Origin of the sequence: Litoribacter ruber, assembly GCF_018500185.1 — a bacterium.
GTDB classification, from domain to species: domain Bacteria; phylum Bacteroidota; class Bacteroidia; order Cytophagales; family Cyclobacteriaceae; genus Litoribacter; species Litoribacter ruber.
Map to the genome: position 1 here is coordinate 491,078 of NZ_JAHBGI010000001.1, position 17,803 is coordinate 508,880.

The following is a 17,803-nucleotide window of genomic DNA, read 5'->3' on the forward strand; positions in this document are numbered from 1 at the left end:
AGGTCCATGATTTTTCACGAGACCTGGAAGGTTTAATTTTTTACTTAGAGTACCATTTTTAGGCCCCCTATCTTTTCCTATAATCAATTCGAGGGTCTTTTTTTCCATGGATGTTGGAGAAAAGAGCATCATGCTTATGGAAATTAAATTTTTCCACCAGTTTCTCGCAAAATTTCACCCCACGAACTGTATTCCCATGTTTGTCCAATGGAGGGGAGTAAATGGAAATACCCATCAGTTCTGGGATGACGGCAATCAGCCCTCCCGCCACTCCGCTTTTGGAGGGGATACCTACTTTGAAAGCGTATTGCCCAGAATGATCGTACATCCCGCATGAAAGCATGAGACTGAGCATATCCCTCACGGTTTTATGGCTGAAGACTTGGCTGCCGGTAGTCGGGCTAAGACCATAATTGGCCAGCGTGGCGGCCGCATGGGCCAGGTCATCGATGTTAACCCCTATGGAACAGCAGAGGTAGTGGAACTCCACGGCTTTTTGCAGGTCGGTATTCTCAGGAAAGGCACCATTTTCCATCATAATATGGGCCATGGCAAAGTTGGAGTGGGAGGCTTTCATTTCTTTTTGAAAGGCATCGTGATCAAACTCCAAAGAGATTCCCCCGCAAAGCTGTTCCCATATTTCCGTCACGTGTTTTAATTTTTTCTTATTGTCCCAATCGGGCTTTATGAGGCATCCGCTCATGATGGATCCCGAATTGATCATGGGGTTGTGGGGAAGGTTTTCCCGATTAAGCACCATCCCCTTTTCAAAATTCTCCGCCCCGGGTTCGCGACCTATATGCTGATGGACCAATTCCTCGCCCCGTTCCTCCAGTGCGATGCCATAATTGATGGGTTTGGAGATGGACTGCACGGAAAAGGATAGGTGGTGGTCCCCGAGTTGAAGCAATTGCCCATCAATGGTGCAGATGGAAACGGCAAAAGGCGGGTTTTCCAACCCTTCCGGAAATAGATCCTCATCAGGGGTGCCTTCGGTATGGGGTGCCACCTGCTCAAAAATCTCTATTATATCATTTTTAAAATCCTCAAAATCTGGTATCACCGGGGTTTTGGACATATAAGCTTGGGTTGTTTGCTGTACCTTAACAAGCTGGATAGGGAGATGTTTTTTTCGGAAGTACGAACAAGAGGCCTCTTCGCGGAAGTAAAGGGACACAGACCTGCCTGCGCAGGCAGGGTTTCGCAGAGTTTTTAAAAGGAGTTACACGGAGTTTTCCTCTTCGCGGAGGTAAAGGCATCAAGTGCACAAAACTTGCCTGACGGCAGTCAGGGTTTTCACGAAGTTTCACTACTTGTCCCGATCCGCCCTCGATAGCCACCTGGATTATCGAGGGCGGATCGGGAAAGGCCACTTCGCGGTGAAAAATTTAATAGCTTGAAAAAAAGTGTCAAGTAGATTTAGGACGTGACAAGAAATTTCGGGCAGTCACGGAGTTTAATGATGAATGATGAATGATGAATAATGAAGTTACTTTCGGTACACTGATACCCCATCCGAAGAGCGCAGCTCAAGGGAGGGCGACGGAATAAAGACGCCAGATTGCTTCAGTCGGGCAGAATGGCTTCAATCAACCTCAGGTGCTGGTGTATTTGGTACCTGGTACCTGGTACTTGGTACCCATTTCTAAGTCCGAAGGACTACCCCCAAGCTTTCAACTCGCCATATCCGGCAACGCTTTCTCCTTCTTCCCGTCTTTTTGGATTTCCACATTGATAAACGGCCTGTTTTCCAAAAAGGCCAGCAGCTTTTGGGTCAGCAGGCGGTGGTTGTGGTGGGCGGAGATGTAGTCCAGACAGTGTGAGCGCATCTTGTCGTATTTCTTGGTATCCAAGCTCTCAAGCTGCAGCTGAAGGTCTTCGCGGGTGGCATAGATGATCCCCAGTTTATGGGTGGAAATGATGCCGTCCGGATTTACCCGCCCGCTGGATATGATGGGCGTGCCCACATACATGGCCTCCAAAAAGGTGTTGCTGAAACCTTCGTAGTGGGAGGTGTTGAGCAGAAACTTTGCCTGGGCCAGCACCGGAAGTACCTCGTGCCGCTGCAGGAACCCAATAAACTTCACATTGGGCAGGGTTTTCAGCTGCTTGACGTAGGCGCGGGTGATGGAATTGATGTTTTTTTCCTCCTTGCCGGCTACCACAAACTCCTGCTCGGGCATGAGGGTGGCAATCTCAAAAAGCAGTTTGAGGTTCTTCTCAGGCTTGAACAGCCCCAGCCAAACGATGGCGTTTTTGGGCATGCCCAGGTTTACCGGGGGGGTGTAGGGGAATATCGGGTTGCTGAGCTTGACGGTTTTTTTGTTGGGGAACCTTTTTTGGATCTGGGCCAACTGGTAATCATTCTGGCAGAGGATGGTTTCACTTAGGCTGAGACCCATAGCCTGCAGTAATTTATGGCTTTTGGAATACTTGGAAAGGATCCGGTTGTCCACCAGTCCATCGCTGGAAATCCTTACAATGAGTTTGATGCCGAGAGCCTTGCACATGAGTGCAAAATAGAAAGTGCTCCAGGAAGGAATGCCCACATACACATAATCTGGTCTGACTTCCTTGAAGATTTTGTAAAAATAGGGGAGCCTGTAGGTGGCCCATCTGATCTTTTTGATACCCTTGTTATCGTCATAAAAAGGAATGAGATCGAGATCCTCAAATTCCTGCTTGAGTTTTTGATCCGGGGAGGTGCGCGTCACAATGCTGACGCGGTGGCCCTCATCCTGCAATCCCTTTACCCATCCCAAGGCCTGCACCGCGGCCCCTCCACTGGGTTTTTCCTCTACTGTCAATAAATCGATAAGCTTGTCGTCAATGAATAAAAAATGCAGCATAACTCTAATATTTAAGGTATAAAATATCACTAAAATTAAATGAACTGAAAACGGGGTTTGTATTTTACTTCATAAAAGTACTTTATTATCATAAAAATTTGGTGAACAACAATTGAAGTAATTGTTAATTCTATCCATCCTAACTATTTAAAAATAACATAGCGTTAATTAGTACGTGTCAATATATGATTTAAAATATTAATATTAAAATTTTTTTTGTTAAAAAATAAGGGAGTAAGTTATTGTATGCTAGGGAGGTAGGGGGTAATACAAAATTTCACGCAGCGGCGCAGCGAAAAACGCGGAGGGCGCAGCGTGGGGTCGGAAGAATAAATAATCACAGGTGTAAGAAGATCTTTTGGGAGGGAGAGAAGGGGGGAGTGGGTGAGGGGGAGAAAAAAGAAAATCTTTGCGATCTCTGCGCCTCCTTTGCGGTCTTTGCGTGAAACTGAAAACGAGATTTCACGCAGCGGCGCAGCGAAAAACGCGGAGGGCGCAGCGTGGGGTAGGAAGAATAAATAATCACAGGTGTAAGAAGATCATTTGGGAGGGAGAGAAGGGGTGAGTGGGTGAGGGGGAGAAAAAAGAAAATCTTTGCGATCTCTGCGCCTCCTTTGCGGTCTTTGCGTGAAACTGAAAACGAGATTTCACGCAGCGGCGCAGCGAAAAACGCGGAGGGCGCAGCGTGGGGAAGGAAGAATAAATAATCACAGGTGTAAGAAGATCATTTGGGAGGGAGAGAAGGCGTGAGTGGGTGAGGGCGAGAAAAAAGAAAATCTTTGCGATCTCTGCGCCTCCTTTGCGGTCTTTGCGTGAAACTGAAAACGAGATTTCACGCAGCGGCGCAGCGAAAATCGCGGAGGGCGCAGCGTGGGGTAGGAAGAAAAAAATAACCACAGAGGAGCGGAGTGCACGGAGATTATTTGGGGTGGGAGAGGGGGAGAAGGGGAGAGTGGGTGAAACTGAAAACGAGATTTCACGCAACGGCGCAGCGAAAAACGCGGAGGGCGCAGCGTGGGGTAGGAAGAAAAAAAATAACCACAGAGGAGCGGAGTGCACGGTGATTATTTGGGGTGGGAGAGGGGGAGAAGGGGAGAGTGGGTGAAACTGAAAACGAGATTTCACGCAACGCCGCAGCGAAAAACGCGGAGGGCGCAGCGTGGGGTAGGAAGAAAAAAATAACCACAGAGGAGCGGAGTGCACAGAGATTATTTGGGGGTGGGAGAGGGGGAGAAGGGGAGAGTGGGAGAAATTGAAACCGAGATTTTACGCCCGACACCAAATGTCCCACTACCTGCCTCCAAGATTTTTATCCTTCACCAATCAGGAGTAAATTGTATCTCATTAATTTTTAAGCTAAATATGGATATAGATAAAAAGGTGGCGCAGCTGAATGCGTTGATAGCCGGGGATGAAATTGATCGTGAGGAGTTTGGGAGGTCATTGGGGGAGCTGCTGGGGGAAGGAGGGCTAAAGGTGAAGGTGCTGGATCTGGAGTTTTATAGCAAGGAAAAGCTGGAGCATGCCGAGAGGGAGAAGGCTGAGGCCATGCGCAGGCAATATTATGAGGAGGCCGCCCAGTGGAGGGACAAGGCCAACGAGATCCGGCAGTACGTGGAGCTGGGCCAAGACCTGCAGCTGACCTCATCCACCTTCCGCATAGAACACGGCCACCTCTTCTACTTCCACACCGGTTTGGGGCAGCATGATCAGCTGATTCTAAAATTGATTGGGAAGGTAGGTTAAACTCCCCCTTAAATTAGATCCGGCGTTTAGAAGTTTATTTCCCGATCAGCGCTGCGCGGATCGGGAGGTTTAGGGGTTTAGAAAAGCGCGAGGGGACGCTAGGCTGAAATGAAATGGGTCACAAAGGCGAATATGCGATTTGGTCCAAATGGTATAAAACCAGATCTGTCCTAGAAATACTTGGTACATGGTACCTAGTACTCTTTGTACCCAAATTAGCTCCGGCGTTTAGAAGGTTATTTCCCGATCAGTGCTGCGCGGATCGGGAGGTTTAGGGGTTTAGAAAATCGCGAAGCGACGCTAGGCTGAAATGAAATGGGTAACAAAGGCGAATATGCGATTAGGTCCAAATGGTATAAAACCAGATCTGTCCTAGAAATACTTGGTCCATGGTACCTAGTACTCTTTGTACCCAAATTAGCTCCGGCGTTTAGAAGGTTATTTCCCGATCAGAGCTGCGCGGATCGGGAGGTTTAGGGGTTTAGAAAATCGCAAGGCGACGCTAGGCTGAAATGAAATGGGTCACGAAGGCGAATATGCGATTAGGTCCAAATGGTATAAAACCAGATCTGTCCTAGAAATACTTGGTACATGGTACCTAGTACTTTGTACCCAAATTAGCTCCGGCGTTTAGAAGTTTATTTCCCGATCAGCGCTGCGCGGATCGGGAGGTTTAGGGGTTTAGAAAAGCGCGAGGGGACGCTAGGCTGAAATGAAATGGGTAACAAAGGCGAATATGCGATTTGGTCCAAATGGTATAAAACCAGATCTGTCCTAGAAATACTTGGTACATGGTACCTAGTACTTTGTACCCAAATTAGCTCCGGCGTTTAGAAGTTTATTTCCCGATCATCGCTGCGCGGATCGGGAGGTTTAGGGGTTTAGAAAAGCGCGAAGGGACGCTAGGCTGAAATGAAATGGGTAACAAAGGCGAATATGCGATTAGGTCCAAATGGTATAAAACCAGATCTGTCCTAGAAATACTTGGTACATGGTACCTAGTACTTTGTACCCAAATTAGCTCCGGCGTTTAGGAGGTTATTTCCCGATCAGCGCTGCGCGGATCGGGAGGTTTAGGTGTTTAGAAAAGCGCGAGGCGACGCCAAAAATGAAATGGGTAACGAAGGACACAACTTGTCCCGAGCAGCGGAAAGTCTTTTAGCTACTAAGGCCCGAAGGCGCTAAGTTTATTTACAGAAGGTGTTTTGCCACAAAGGCCCGAAGACGCTAAGTTTATTTACAGAAGGTGTTTTTGCCACAAAGGCCCAAAGTCGCCAAGTTTATTTACTGAAGTTGTTTTGCCACAAAGGCCCAAGGGCGCTAAGTTTATTTACAGAAGGTGTATTTGCCACTAAGACGCCAAGTCGCCAAGTTTATTTGCGGAAGTTGTTTTGCCACGGAGGCCCAAAGTCGCCAAGTTTTCTTTGGGTCTTGGCGTCTTTGTGGTTAGATTTTTCACTAAACAGCTTTGTGCTTACCCCAAAAAAATGGATTGAAAGTGCCAATGCCATGAGATTAGTTTAAAAAGAGGGAGATACGGGTCGATCATAAAGACAGAGCTGGTTTGAAATAATATTTTTAACTTTAGGTAACAAGTGGATCAGCTTCCGTTAATCAGCTATACGATAAGCGCCCTCTGCCCGGCTACCTGGGAATGAAATAGGGAAAGGATTATTCAGGATGGAAAGCTGATCTTGTGCTCCAGCTACCGGTTTTTATCTTTTTAAATAAATTTTTGATAGGTATGGCTAAAAGCAAAATAATTGATATTGAAGGAAATAAGATTTCCATAATTTCTCAGGATCAAGATGATTTTATTTCACTTACGGATATGGCAAGGAGCCAATTGCAGGAGGTAGTCATTATTAAATGGCTGAGTTTAAAAAGTACTATTGAATATCTGGGAGAGTGGGAGTCCCTATACAACCCTGATTTTAATTATACCGAATTCGGTACAATTAAAAATGCAGCAGGAAGTAACAATTTCGTTTTGTCTGTGAAAAATTGGCTGGAACTTACCAATGCCAAAGGGCTAACCGCAAAAGCGGGTAGATATGGAGGTACGTTTGCCCATAAGGATATCGCCTTTCATTTTGGGATGTGGATAAGTCCAAGATTTCAATTGTTATTAGTAAAAGAATATCAGCGGCTTAAGGAAGATGAAAGTGATCGGTTAAGGTTAAAGTGGGATTTTCACCGAACTCTAGCCAAAGTAAATTATCACATCCATACGGACGCCATCAAGGAGAACCTTGTTCCTTCGGAAATCACTAAACATCAAGCCTCTCAAATCTATGCCAGTGAAGCCGACGTCCTCAACATGGCATTGTTCGGAAAAACAGCTAAGGAATGGCGTTTAGGGAATCCGGAAAAGAAAGGAAATGTCAGAGATTACGCTACTATTGAACAGCTTGTGGTCTTGTCTAATATGGAGAGTACCAATGCTTTACTGATTCACCAAGGGGTAGAACAAGGCGAACGATTGGTACAGCTCAATCAAATGGCCATTACGCAGATGAAATCCCTGCTGATCCATAAAACAGCCGTCAAGAAGTTGAAATGAAGTCGAAGAGCAGATTGGTTGCCACCAAGGCCCAAAGGCGCTAAGTTTATTTACAGAAGGTGTTTTTGCCACAAAGGCCCGAAGGCGCCAAGTTTATTTACTGAAGTTGTTTTGCCACAAAAGCCCGAAGGCCCAAAGTTTATTTGCAGAAGTTGTTTTTGCCACAAAGGCCAAAAGTCGCCAAGTTTTCTTTGCGACTTGGCGTCTTAGTGGCTAGATTTTTCTTTGTGCCTTGGCGACTTAGGGGCTAGCTATTCTTTCTAAATTTTTCTTTGTGCCTTGGGGTCTTTGTGGCTAATATATAAAAAAATACCCTGATCGCGGTATTGCGGGGAGGGGGAATTTAGCGCTGGGCACGGAGCACGGAGCGCTGGGCTCTGTTACTCCATATGAGGGACACATTTCAGGATATGGGCCACCAATCAGCTAAAAGAACTTATTATTAAGGGTTTTGTACTTGATAACAAAAAGTTGAAAAACCCTGATAATCCATTTGGCAAGGATTATTTTGATGAGTTGCTGGAGCGGGTGTGGGAGATCCGTGCCAGTGAACTGGATAATCTGGTACATACTGACCCCTCTTTCGGATGGTTTTGGTTTCACGCGGCGGGCGCAAAGAGAAAGCGCAAAGCCCGCAGTGCTTGATAAATTACTTTTATTCATGGTCTTACCGATTTCTGAGCCGGTCCCTGAGCGAAGTCGAGGGGCATAAGTTGGTTTATTGGTTTAAGGTCCAGAAGGGAATAGCTGCGCTAGATTCCCTTCTGGACTGATTAATGGATTAAGGAGTAGATATAACTTTTGCGGATTGTTGAATTTTGAAATATTTCGATTCTCCATCCTAGACTATTACTTAACTTTTTACTTCCCCGGTAACTCCCACACTAACTTCCCCGGTAGCTTCCCCAGGAGTCGTAATTCCGCCGACCCAAAGGGCTATATGGGCCCGATCTCCTCCCGATCGGGTCCGCTTCAGGGGCACATCAGATTCGCAAAACAGGCGGCTTGGGTGGGCTCCGTGCCTGTTTCGGAAGAATTTCAAAACGGGAGTAGGGTAAAGGGATATATGGGGCTGCCTTGGGGATTTTGGGTGGTATTTATTCGAGTTTTTTATTCAATTAGATTGAGGTGAAATGGAAAATAATGATTCGCCGTTTAGAAGTTTATTCTTCAATTATCACTCTGCGGATCGGGGGCAAGTACTTCGTAGAACAAGGATTAGTAGAGCGAAAGGGTGCCGGCCCTGGAATATATTATGAAGCTATTGCGACATAAACCAGGTCATGTTGTCGCGATAGAAGGGTATGTTTAATGGAGTTTTCACTTATTGCGACATTAATCGCGACATGGGGTCGTGGTAGTAATGGGAGTCGACAATCCACAACATGTCATATGATGAAATGCCAGATGTCAGGGATTTGCAAACCCGATCATGTATTTTTCCCTCGGAAAGCATCTGACCCGCCTGGCCGGGTAGGAATCAGTAATCCCTACATCGGACAGCTTAAAATACCCCAATCACGGTATTTTTTAATTGTAATTAATTCCTTAATCTTGGAGGAGATAAAATGAACGGCCAGAAGGAGACTCAGTAATAAATCCATAGTGACTATGAAATCCTCAAATTTTTCTAATAGCAATGAATAGGAGAGGCCTATTAACCTTTGTTTGACGGGTTGTCTTAATCAATCTTTAGAAAATAAGCCTCATAGGTCTTATGGAGATATTGGAGTTAGCTACGATTAACATGACGAAACGAAACTACCATTACGATAGAACCGAAGGAGACAAGGACAACATTTATAACACCATTCGTGGAACAGAGCCGATTGGTTCAACCGACTATGAAGGTTTTGTAAAGTGTAAACTTGTACATGGGCACGGATGGTCTGTTATTGTTCCTGACCTTGTTTACATTATGGACAACGACACTGACTTTACGTGGTTTCAGTTCTATTCTTTCATGCCGAATCAGCTTTCAAAATTTTCAGATGACGAAATCTTCGGAACGCTTTACCTTGACATTGCTTTTGGACACACACTTAGACTGACAATTACTAACGAATGGCATATCACCAATCTTCAAGACCATTCCAATTTATTTAAATGCAGAATCACCGGACCATTAAATCTAATGGACTTTAGTACCGGAAAAGGGAAACTTATTAATGGCATTCCATATAAATACTTATATCACCATACCCTACCCGCAACAAAAGAACTAATTCTTAAATCATCCAGTTATCGCGGATCCTTGTGGAACTATCAAGGTACAAAACAGCTAGAAAACATTTGCTATCCATATTTTACAAGTTTAGATGCTCTGACAAAGCCGTCAGATTTAAAAATGATTGCAATGGCAAACAACGGAGAAATGCATCTAATGGTTGACGTTTCTAGAGAAGTTGTTCCAATTACCGTCTATAGAGAAGATACAGCCAATCGAACTGCAACACTCATTCAGCTAATAGACACCAGTATTGTTTTGAATAATCATATTTGGATGCACACCCATGACACTAACGGGACGGTATATTATGAAATATGTAGTCCGTTTATTTATCGAGTAGGCCTAGAACCCAATACTCTTTTGCCTTTTTCTGGACAGCAAATTGACAGAGTAGCTAACACAAAAACAACTGGATATATTGTTTTGGGTGACTCTACAACAAAAGTCGGACTTCTTGCGCCCTTTGACGAAGAACATACCACACATATCTTTAAAATAGAACCATTCCATAACATTAATAGTAATATTCTGCGCTTTTGGTTTTACAATGGAAACAAAGACTTATATACAAATAAAAGAGTTGACGAACAGAAATTTAACCCCAGCTAACACGGGTTTTGCGTTAGTGGGCGGACAGTGCGAATAGAAACTTTTGAGCAATTAATAAACTTTGGTGCCGGCTGACGTTTACAGTTTCAAAGCCCACCAACGCAAGGCCCGAAACCGTTATGCACTAGCCATAAGCATTACCATCTAGTCATCTTCTTTATTACGCATGGGACGAAAAACAAAACTTTTTATTGGATTAATGGACGCAGTAATGATTTTACTGCTAATTATGACAATATATATTACCTTTACCCCGCCTGGATTGCATTATTTAATGATTATTTATAGTGCTGTCGTAATGTTATTTTTAAATTTTATCCGATTACTAATGATGATAAAAAAGGGAAGAAAATCAGTAGTAATTTTTTTCCCTTTCATCACAGTGGTTATGATTTTTATTAGTGCCATTCTTTCACCAGATAAGGATTTATTAGCTAGAATTTTAGCTTCAATTAGTTGCCTGATTATGCTATTTGTTGCTTTTGACTTCTACAAACCCAATAATATTATACATATGAATATTGATAAGGTGATTAAATATTTTAGTGTAGATTTTGAATCACAAGGTTGGGATAAGAATAAAAATAATTAAGTTATAACAGGTAATAAGGGGATTACCTGGGCATAACATGACCTTGGATCCAGCGGGCGACCCATATAATTTAGAACCCACGGCTTCGAATGCCCGCCGTCTCCAAGCTGAATCACGTTTTGGGCAAATAAATGAAAATATAAAATCTAGAAAATGAGACCAAATATTCCAAATTTAAGAACTTGGCCACGAAACCTTAGTACCCTACAAGGTGGTGGACTTTCTACCCTCCAAGGTGGAGGAATGTCAACTTTACAATACGGTGGAGCCTCAACATTGCAGTATGGAGGACTATCAACTTTGCAATATGGGGGCTTATCAACATTGCAGTATGGAGGGCTATCAACCTTACAATATGGAGGCTTGTCTACTTTGCAAGGAGGTGGAATGTCAACCCTATCTGGTAATGATTACAGAAGTAATATTCCACCATGGCCTCACTTTGGTAGGGAATTAGAAAATAGAGGATATGATTGGGCTTCTGAAATGATTAGACATTACTTACCTGAATATTTATGGCCCGAAAACTATTTTGCAAGGTAAGAAATCTGCACATAACATTTAGCCCACTAGCCAAAAGCCCTAGCAAAAAAGCCCTGGTTGATGCATTCATCTATCAGGGTCACCGATAGTGATCGAGATGTTATTGGCTGCTGTGTGCGCCTATGGCGTATTGACGGACATCCGCAGGGTGAAGGGATGCTAGGTGGAAATGTAGGCTGATCGGTTTGATTTGTGCCACCTGTTTCGGATTACCTGCTCCACCAGTTCCTTTTAAATCTGACTGGCTTTGTCCAAGTGCCGGTTTAACACCTACATTACCTAAATCACATCTTGCATTTTCCCATTGGTTATTTGTGATCCGCTATTTCTCAACAAAAAAAATCAGGTAATGCATAACTATTCGATTCAAAACTTGGCTTTTTCACTAATTCTCTTTCAAAATACCCCAATCACGGTATTTTTTAATTATAATTAATTCCTTAATCTTGGAGGAGGTAAAATGAACGGCCAGTAGGAGACTCAGTAATAAATCCATAGTGAGGATGAAAATCCTCGGACTTTTCTAATAGTAATGAATGGGAGAGGCCTATTAACCTTTCTTTGACGGGTTGCCTTAAATAATCCTTAAAAATAAGCCTCATAGTACTTATGGAGATATTCGAGTTATGGCACATTGTAAGAAACGACAACTATGAACGATATTTATCATTATCCACCTGACTTATTTGACCTTGTTGTTCAAACTATTCCATTACTCAACAGGTCAAAAAAAGCAGTTCTTACATTTTTTAATGGTGCGGGTGTTGAAGTAACACTGTATAAAGATGTTGCTGCGGAATTGGAATCTAATCCCGACTCAATTTCTAAATATGAAATATGTAGAATAATACTGGAACGAATAAATCAAAATAGCGACAAATATCTAAGACAAAGAAGAGAAATATTAAAACGAATAACAGAATTTGAAGCATTTTCGACTTGTTGGGAAAGTGACCAACTTAAAGCCAAAGGACTTGTCTCAGAAATTCAGAAGGTTATTAATGTAAAGGATTCATTCACAAGAATGAAACAAGAAAGAGACAACGAACAAAAAATTAGGCAAGAAGAACATCGAAAGAAAATTCAGGAAATTCAAAAAAGAAAAGAACGAGTTGAAAGGATAAAGAAGAATTTATTTTCATTATTCAATGAAACAAATCCTCAAAAACGTGGAAAGTCTTTAGAATCTGTTCTTAATGGATATTTCAAAGTTTATGAAATACTCGTTAAAGAAGATTTTAAAAGACTTGGCGAGCCAGGGGAAGGTATTATTGAACAACTTGATGGGATTGTAGAAGTTGACAATCAGATTTTTTTGGTTGAGATGAAGTGGAAGAAAGACTCTATTGGAAGTGATGATATATTCTCTCATTTAGGTAGAATTTATCATAGAGCCAATGCGCACGGAATTTTTATTTCAGCATCAGGTTATTCACCATCAGGTGTTACAGCTGCAAAAGAAGCATTGATTAAAAATGCTTTACTTGTAATGTTTGACTTGGAAGAATTTGTTAAAGTCATTGACGGAGAAATTGATTTTAAAAACTATCTACGGGACAAGATTAAAACAGCAATTATTGAAAAAGAACCATATAAACGAATGATATAGCAACGTGCCATAACAGCAGCTACCCAAAAGTGGCAATTCAGTGGTTAATTCAAGTTTTGTACTTCGATCAAAGTTTGTGTTTGATTGACAGTGAAGTGCTTCGAAATCGCCACCTTCGGGTAGCTGCAATACGTGACCTGTATCGGTCTCAATTGGAGAGAATCCTTTGAAATGAATGAATTGAAATTGAAAGTGCATAAAGCAGGCCTTCCTGTAGTCTCGAGAAATCGATAGAGCCGCAAATATGCAATCTAACTGGTTAGTATTTATGCACAAAGTCAGAAATCTTGAGGTATGCTAGCATTGCCGATGCGGTTCTTGACCGATTGGTTTACGCCACACACAGTTTAAATTTAGAAGGAGAATCAATGCGGAGCAAAAAGAAGTTGGACAATTAAATTTTAACCCTCCTGTAGCCATTAAACCATCTCAGGGGCCCTTTTATTCACAAAAATTTAAAGAATTAGGGGTTGGGGGAAGTGTTTAAGGGGCAAAAAAGAAGCGACCCCGAAGAGAATCTACGGGGCCCCTTGAAATGTTTTCACAACGGAATAATCCTTATTGTGAATTGCTTCAAAATTGTTTTCAATGTTAAGGTTTTTTTAATTAAAAACCAAATACTTTTTTTGAAATAATTTTATAACTGATAATCAAGTGATTAGATGTGTTATTTTTTTCAGCGAACCTATATATAAGAATAGTAAAAATAAATGTGATATCTTTGTAATGCTCAATGTCGAAAAAATATCCGGCAAACTTGATCAGTGGGAAATATCGCTCTGTATCCATTAATATAAAGTAAGAAAATTCCTTGGGTGCTGCGTTGATTTGTTTATATTTAGGACAACTTAAGGTTTAATTGAACTTAGCGTTTAAATTGTTCTTATATATGCTGTGAATTGCTTCAAAAGTTTCAAAGCGAATCAACGCAGCTTTTTTTAATTTTTCTCCCACTGTATTATGAAAAAAATCCTAGGACTTGATTTGGGTACCACCTCCATTGGGTGGGCTTTTGTGCACGAAAAGGAAAAAGAAGAAGAAGAAAACCGCATCGTGGATGTTGGGGTACGGATTGTGCCTTTGACTTCTGATGAGGAAAATGATTTTGCGAAGGGTAAAACCATTTCGATTAATGCAGACCGTACCTTAAAAAGAAGTGCAAGAAAAAACCTCCAAAGATTTAAGCAGAGAAGGGATGCGCTATTAGAAATTTTTGCAGGGCTAGGCTATATAGATTCAGACTTTTCCTGTGCTGAATCAGGTAGTAAGAGTACCTATTCCACCTTAACTCTTCGAGCTTTAGCGGTTACTGAAAAAATAAGCAGAGAAGATTTCGTGAAGGTTTTAATGGCTCTCAATAAAAAAAGAGGTTATAAGAGCAGTAGGAAAGTGAAATCGGAAGATGATGAAGGTGTTGCTATCGATAGTATGGGTATAGCAAAAGAACTATATCAAAGTAACCTAACTCCAGGGCAGTGGGTTTTTGAGGCCTTAAAAAAAGGGAGAAAAACCATTCCGGATTTCTATAGGTCAGATTTGGAAGAAGAGTTTAGATGCATTTATGAATTTCAGAAGGAATTCTTTCCGGAATTGTTGCCAACCGATTTTTTAGATAACGTTTTGGGCAAAACAAAGGATCAAACCAGGTTTTACTTTAATAAACTTCATAATATTCCCTTAGCAGAGAATAAAGGCAAGAGGCCTGAAAGAACTTTACAACATTATAAATGGAGAAACGATGCCTTGGAAGAAAAGCTTGCTCCTTCAGAACTAGCTTTCCTTTTTACGGAAATCAATGGTCAAATTTCAGCCTCTAGTGGGTATTTAGGGGCGATTAGCGATAGGAGTAAAGAGCTTTATTTTAATCAGGAGACGGTTGGTCAGTATCTTTTAAAGCAAGTTGAAAAAAACCGCCATACAAGGTTAAAAGGACAGGTTTTTTATCGGCAAGATTACTTGGATGAATTTGAAAGAATTTGGGAGAAACAAGCTGCTTATTTTCCCGAACTTACCGAAAAACTTAAAAAAGAGGTTAGGGACATCACCATTTTTTACCAAAGGAGGTTGAAAAGCCAAAAACACCTGATTAGCACGTGCGAATTCGAGCTTTTGCAGAAAGTTGCTCCAAAATCCTCCCCAATTTTTCAGGATTTTAGGATTTGGCAAAACCTTAATCATGTGACGCTTACTAATACAGAAACGTTCGAAAAGCTTTCATTATCTCAAGAGCATAAGGAGCAATTGCAAGCTGAGTTGACTTTTAAGAAAAAAATGGCTGCTGCTGATGTTTTAAAGGAGATTGGGTATGATAAAAATTGGGAGCTGAATTTTGAAGAGCTTCAGGGAAATAGAACTAATCATGAGATTTTCACCGCATTTGCAAAAATTATTGAGCTAGAGGATGGTAATGAGATTAAGTTAAATAAACTGCGCGCTGATGAAATTCTGGATGTTTTTTCAGAGGCATTTTTAAGGTTTGGGATAAATCCGGAATACCTGCAAGTAAATAATGGATTAGTTGGAGATGGCTTTGAAAAACAGCCATATCTTCAATTATGGCACCTTCTATATGCGTCAGAAGATGAGAAAAAGCTGAGGAAGACCATGGTAAAGAAATTCAATTTCAAAGAAAATCACGCAAAGATTATATCAGGAGTGAGTTTTCAGCAAGAACACTGCTCCTTAAGTTCAAAGGCAATCAAGAAAATATTGCCATATTTAATTTTAGGCTTAGACTATAGTGAAGCTTGCGAAAAAGCTGGTTACAACCATTCTTCCTTCCTGACTAAGGAAGAAAATGATAATAGACCTTTAAAGGATGAACTTGAATTAGTTAAGAAAAACGCATTGAGGAACCCAGTTGTAGAGAAAATTCTCAATCAATTGGTAAATGTGGTCAATGCAATAGTGAAAGACCCGGCATTAGGTCGTCCAGATGAAATAAGGGTTGAGTTGGCTAGAGAATTAAAAGCTAATTCTGAACAAAGGAAAAAGATGACCAATGATATTGGAAGAGCCACAAAATACCATCAAGAAATTCGAGAGTTACTGAAAAAAGAATTTGGGATATCACGAGTGACTAGAAATGACATTATCAGATATAAGCTATGGAAAGAATGCGGGGGAATTTCCATTTATACTGGCAGGCCAATTGAAGCAACAAAACTATTTTCAAAGGAATACGATATTGAGCATATCATACCTAAAGCCAGGCTTTTTGATGATTCTTTTTCTAATAAAACAATATGTGAAAGGCAGCTGAATGCAGATAAAAGCAATATCACTGCCTTCACATTTCTTCAGGAAACCTTGTCAGCAGGTGATTTTGAACAATATCTGGCCAGAGTAAAAGGCCTCTATGGTAAAATAGGTAGAACCAAAATCCAGAAACTTTTAATGGCTACCGATAAAATTCCTACTGATTTTATTGAGAGGCAGATTAGAGAAACCCAGTACATTAGTCGAAAAGCAAAAGAAATTTTGCTGAGTATCTCAAGAAATGTTACTGTTACCTCAGGTTCAGTTACTGATAAGCTAAGGGATGATTGGGGTTTGGTAGAGGTAATGAAAGAGCTGAATTGGGATAAGTATAATGCCTTAGGCCTTACCAAGATTGAAAAAGGGAAAAATGGTGAACGGTTAAAAAAAATAAAGGATTGGAGTAAAAGGAATGACCATAGACACCATGCCATGGATGCTTTGGCTGTAGCTTATACTAAACCAGCTTATATTCAATACTTAAATAACTTAAGTGCTAAGGGAATAGAAGGTGAAAAAGGTATAGAGATACGGGCGATTGAAAGAAAATATTTGTTTAAAGAGAATAGGAAATTAAAATTTATTTCCCCAATTCCAAATTTTAGAGAAGAGGCACGATTTCATCTTGGTAATATTCTTGTCTCATTTAAATCAAAAAACAAAGTAGTAACCATAAATAAAAATAAAATAAAAAAAGCTGGAGGCTTCCTGATCCAAACAGCTTTAACACCCAGAGGGCAATTGCATAAAGAAACTGTCTATGGCAAACAGCATCAGTATAAAACAAAGATCGAAAAGGTTGGAGGAAATTTTGATTCTGAGTCTATAGCAAAAGTAGCCAACAAAAAATACAGAGATGCACTTTCCCTTAGGTTACAGCAATTTGGAAATGATCCTAAAAAAGCCTTTACAGGAAAAAATTCATTGACTAAACTTCCCATATATCTCTCCTTGGAAAAGAATATAACGGTGCCTGAAAAAGTAAAATTGGTCTGGTTAGAGCCATATTATACAATTAGGAAAAATATTACTCCTGATTTGAAGGTCGATAAGGTGATTGATCCCAAAATTAAGTCAATACTTAAAAATAGGTTGACTTCCTATAATGAAGACCCAAAGTTAGCGTTTGCAAATATTGATGAAAATCCAATATGGCTCAATAAAGAAAAAGGTATAGCTATTAAAAAAGTAAAGATATCTGGGGTAAGCAATATAGTTTCATTGCACTATAAAAAAGATAATAGGGGTAATTTCATCTTAAACGCGGAAGGGCAAAAAGAGGAAGTTAATTTTGTTAGTACCGGTAATAATCACCATGTCGCTATTTATAGAGACGAGAAGGGTGATCTGCAGGAAGAGGTAGTTTCTTTTTTTGAAGCAGTAGAAAGAAAAAACCAAGGGAGAGCAGTTGTTGAAAAGCAACATGAGAAAGGTTGGGAATTTCTGTTTACCTTAAAGCAGAATGAGTATTTTGTGTTTCCATCGATGGATTTTGATCCTGGAGACATTGATTTAATGGATCCTACGAATTATTCCCTAATAAGTCCTAATCTCTATAGAGTTCAAAAAATCGCTGCAAAGAATTATATGTTCAGGCACCATCTGGAAACGAATGTGGAAGAACCAGCAGCATTAAAAGGAATCGCATTTAAAAGTATTAGAAGTACTGCTCCATTAAAAGGAATAGTAAAGGTAAGGTTAAACCATTTAGGTAAAATTGTACAGATAGGTGAATCTTCTCCAAATATCCTATTGGAAACAATTGCCAAAATTAAGAAGAACGAGGCTCTTCCCGAAAAATAAG

General features: G+C 40.9%; 10 protein-coding genes and 1 pseudogene. 9 read left to right on the top strand and 2 right to left on the bottom strand.

Annotated features, from left to right (window positions below):
- Positions 1-67: 67 nt before the first annotated feature.
- Together KIH41_RS02130 and KIH41_RS02135 are read right to left on the bottom strand one after the other, a co-directional pair.
- Positions 68-1,078, bottom strand: a complete 1,011-nt coding sequence (locus KIH41_RS02130) for a glutaminase (protein ID WP_214161335.1) — start codon at positions 1,076-1,078, stop codon at positions 68-70.
- Between the two features lie 595 nt (positions 1,079-1,673).
- The gene (locus tag KIH41_RS02135) at positions 1,674-2,849 is read right to left on the bottom strand and encodes a glycosyltransferase family 4 protein (RefSeq protein ID WP_214161336.1); all 1,176 of its coding nucleotides are present in this window, start codon (positions 2,847-2,849) and stop codon (positions 1,674-1,676) included.
- A 1,362-nt stretch (positions 2,850-4,211) separates the two neighbouring features.
- Between KIH41_RS02135 and KIH41_RS02140 the strand changes: the two genes are divergently transcribed.
- From KIH41_RS02140 to cas9, 9 genes and pseudogenes are all read left to right on the top strand, one after another.
- Positions 4,212-4,595, top strand: a complete 384-nt coding sequence (locus KIH41_RS02140) for a UvrB/UvrC motif-containing protein (RefSeq protein WP_214161337.1) — start codon at positions 4,212-4,214, stop codon at positions 4,593-4,595.
- Between the two features lie 1,744 nt (positions 4,596-6,339).
- Complete coding sequence (locus KIH41_RS02145) at positions 6,340-7,158, top strand: KilA-N domain-containing protein (RefSeq protein WP_214161338.1); 819 nt, start codon at positions 6,340-6,342, stop codon at positions 7,156-7,158.
- Positions 7,159-7,563: 405 nt separating this feature from the next.
- Positions 7,564-7,803: pseudogene (gene rhuM / locus KIH41_RS18335) on the top strand (RhuM family protein); the annotation flags it as partial.
- Positions 7,804-8,905: 1,102 nt separating this feature from the next.
- The gene (locus tag KIH41_RS02155; RefSeq protein ID WP_214161339.1) at positions 8,906-9,997 is read left to right on the top strand and encodes a hypothetical protein; all 1,092 of its coding nucleotides are present in this window, start codon (positions 8,906-8,908) and stop codon (positions 9,995-9,997) included.
- A gap of 199 nt (positions 9,998-10,196) precedes the next feature.
- Entirely contained in the window at positions 10,197-10,589 is a 393-nt protein-coding gene (locus KIH41_RS02160; RefSeq protein WP_214161340.1) for a hypothetical protein, read from the top strand.
- Positions 10,590-10,742: 153 nt separating this feature from the next.
- The gene (locus KIH41_RS02165; protein WP_214161341.1) at positions 10,743-11,132 is read left to right on the top strand and encodes a hypothetical protein; all 390 of its coding nucleotides are present in this window, start codon (positions 10,743-10,745) and stop codon (positions 11,130-11,132) included.
- Positions 11,133-11,784: 652 nt separating this feature from the next.
- On the top strand, positions 11,785-12,741 hold the full coding sequence (locus KIH41_RS02170) for a restriction endonuclease (protein WP_214161342.1): 957 nt from the start codon (positions 11,785-11,787) through the stop codon (positions 12,739-12,741).
- A gap of 287 nt (positions 12,742-13,028) precedes the next feature.
- The gene (locus KIH41_RS18305; protein ID WP_394369779.1) at positions 13,029-13,139 is read left to right on the top strand and encodes an ATP-binding protein; all 111 of its coding nucleotides are present in this window, start codon (positions 13,029-13,031) and stop codon (positions 13,137-13,139) included.
- A 562-nt stretch (positions 13,140-13,701) separates the two neighbouring features.
- Entirely contained in the window at positions 13,702-17,802 is a 4,101-nt protein-coding gene (gene cas9, locus KIH41_RS02175; protein WP_214161343.1) for a type II CRISPR RNA-guided endonuclease Cas9, read from the top strand.
- Position 17,803 lies beyond the last annotated feature (1 nt).

Coding starts and splice junctions, on each gene's coding strand:
- KIH41_RS02130 (WP_214161335.1), bottom strand. CDS start 1,078: ATGTCCAAAACCCCGGTGATACCAGATTTTGAGGATTTTAAAAATGAT.
- KIH41_RS02135 (WP_214161336.1), bottom strand. CDS start 2,849: ATGCTGCATTTTTTATTCATTGACGACAAGCTTATCGATTTATTGACA.
- KIH41_RS02140 (WP_214161337.1), top strand. CDS start 4,212: ATGGATATAGATAAAAAGGTGGCGCAGCTGAATGCGTTGATAGCCGGG.
- KIH41_RS02145 (WP_214161338.1), top strand. CDS start 6,340: ATGGCTAAAAGCAAAATAATTGATATTGAAGGAAATAAGATTTCCATA.
- KIH41_RS02155 (WP_214161339.1), top strand. CDS start 8,906: ATGACGAAACGAAACTACCATTACGATAGAACCGAAGGAGACAAGGAC.
- KIH41_RS02160 (WP_214161340.1), top strand. CDS start 10,197: ATGGACGCAGTAATGATTTTACTGCTAATTATGACAATATATATTACC.
- KIH41_RS02165 (WP_214161341.1), top strand. CDS start 10,743: ATGAGACCAAATATTCCAAATTTAAGAACTTGGCCACGAAACCTTAGT.
- KIH41_RS02170 (WP_214161342.1), top strand. CDS start 11,785: ATGAACGATATTTATCATTATCCACCTGACTTATTTGACCTTGTTGTT.
- cas9 (WP_214161343.1), top strand. CDS start 13,702: ATGAAAAAAATCCTAGGACTTGATTTGGGTACCACCTCCATTGGGTGG.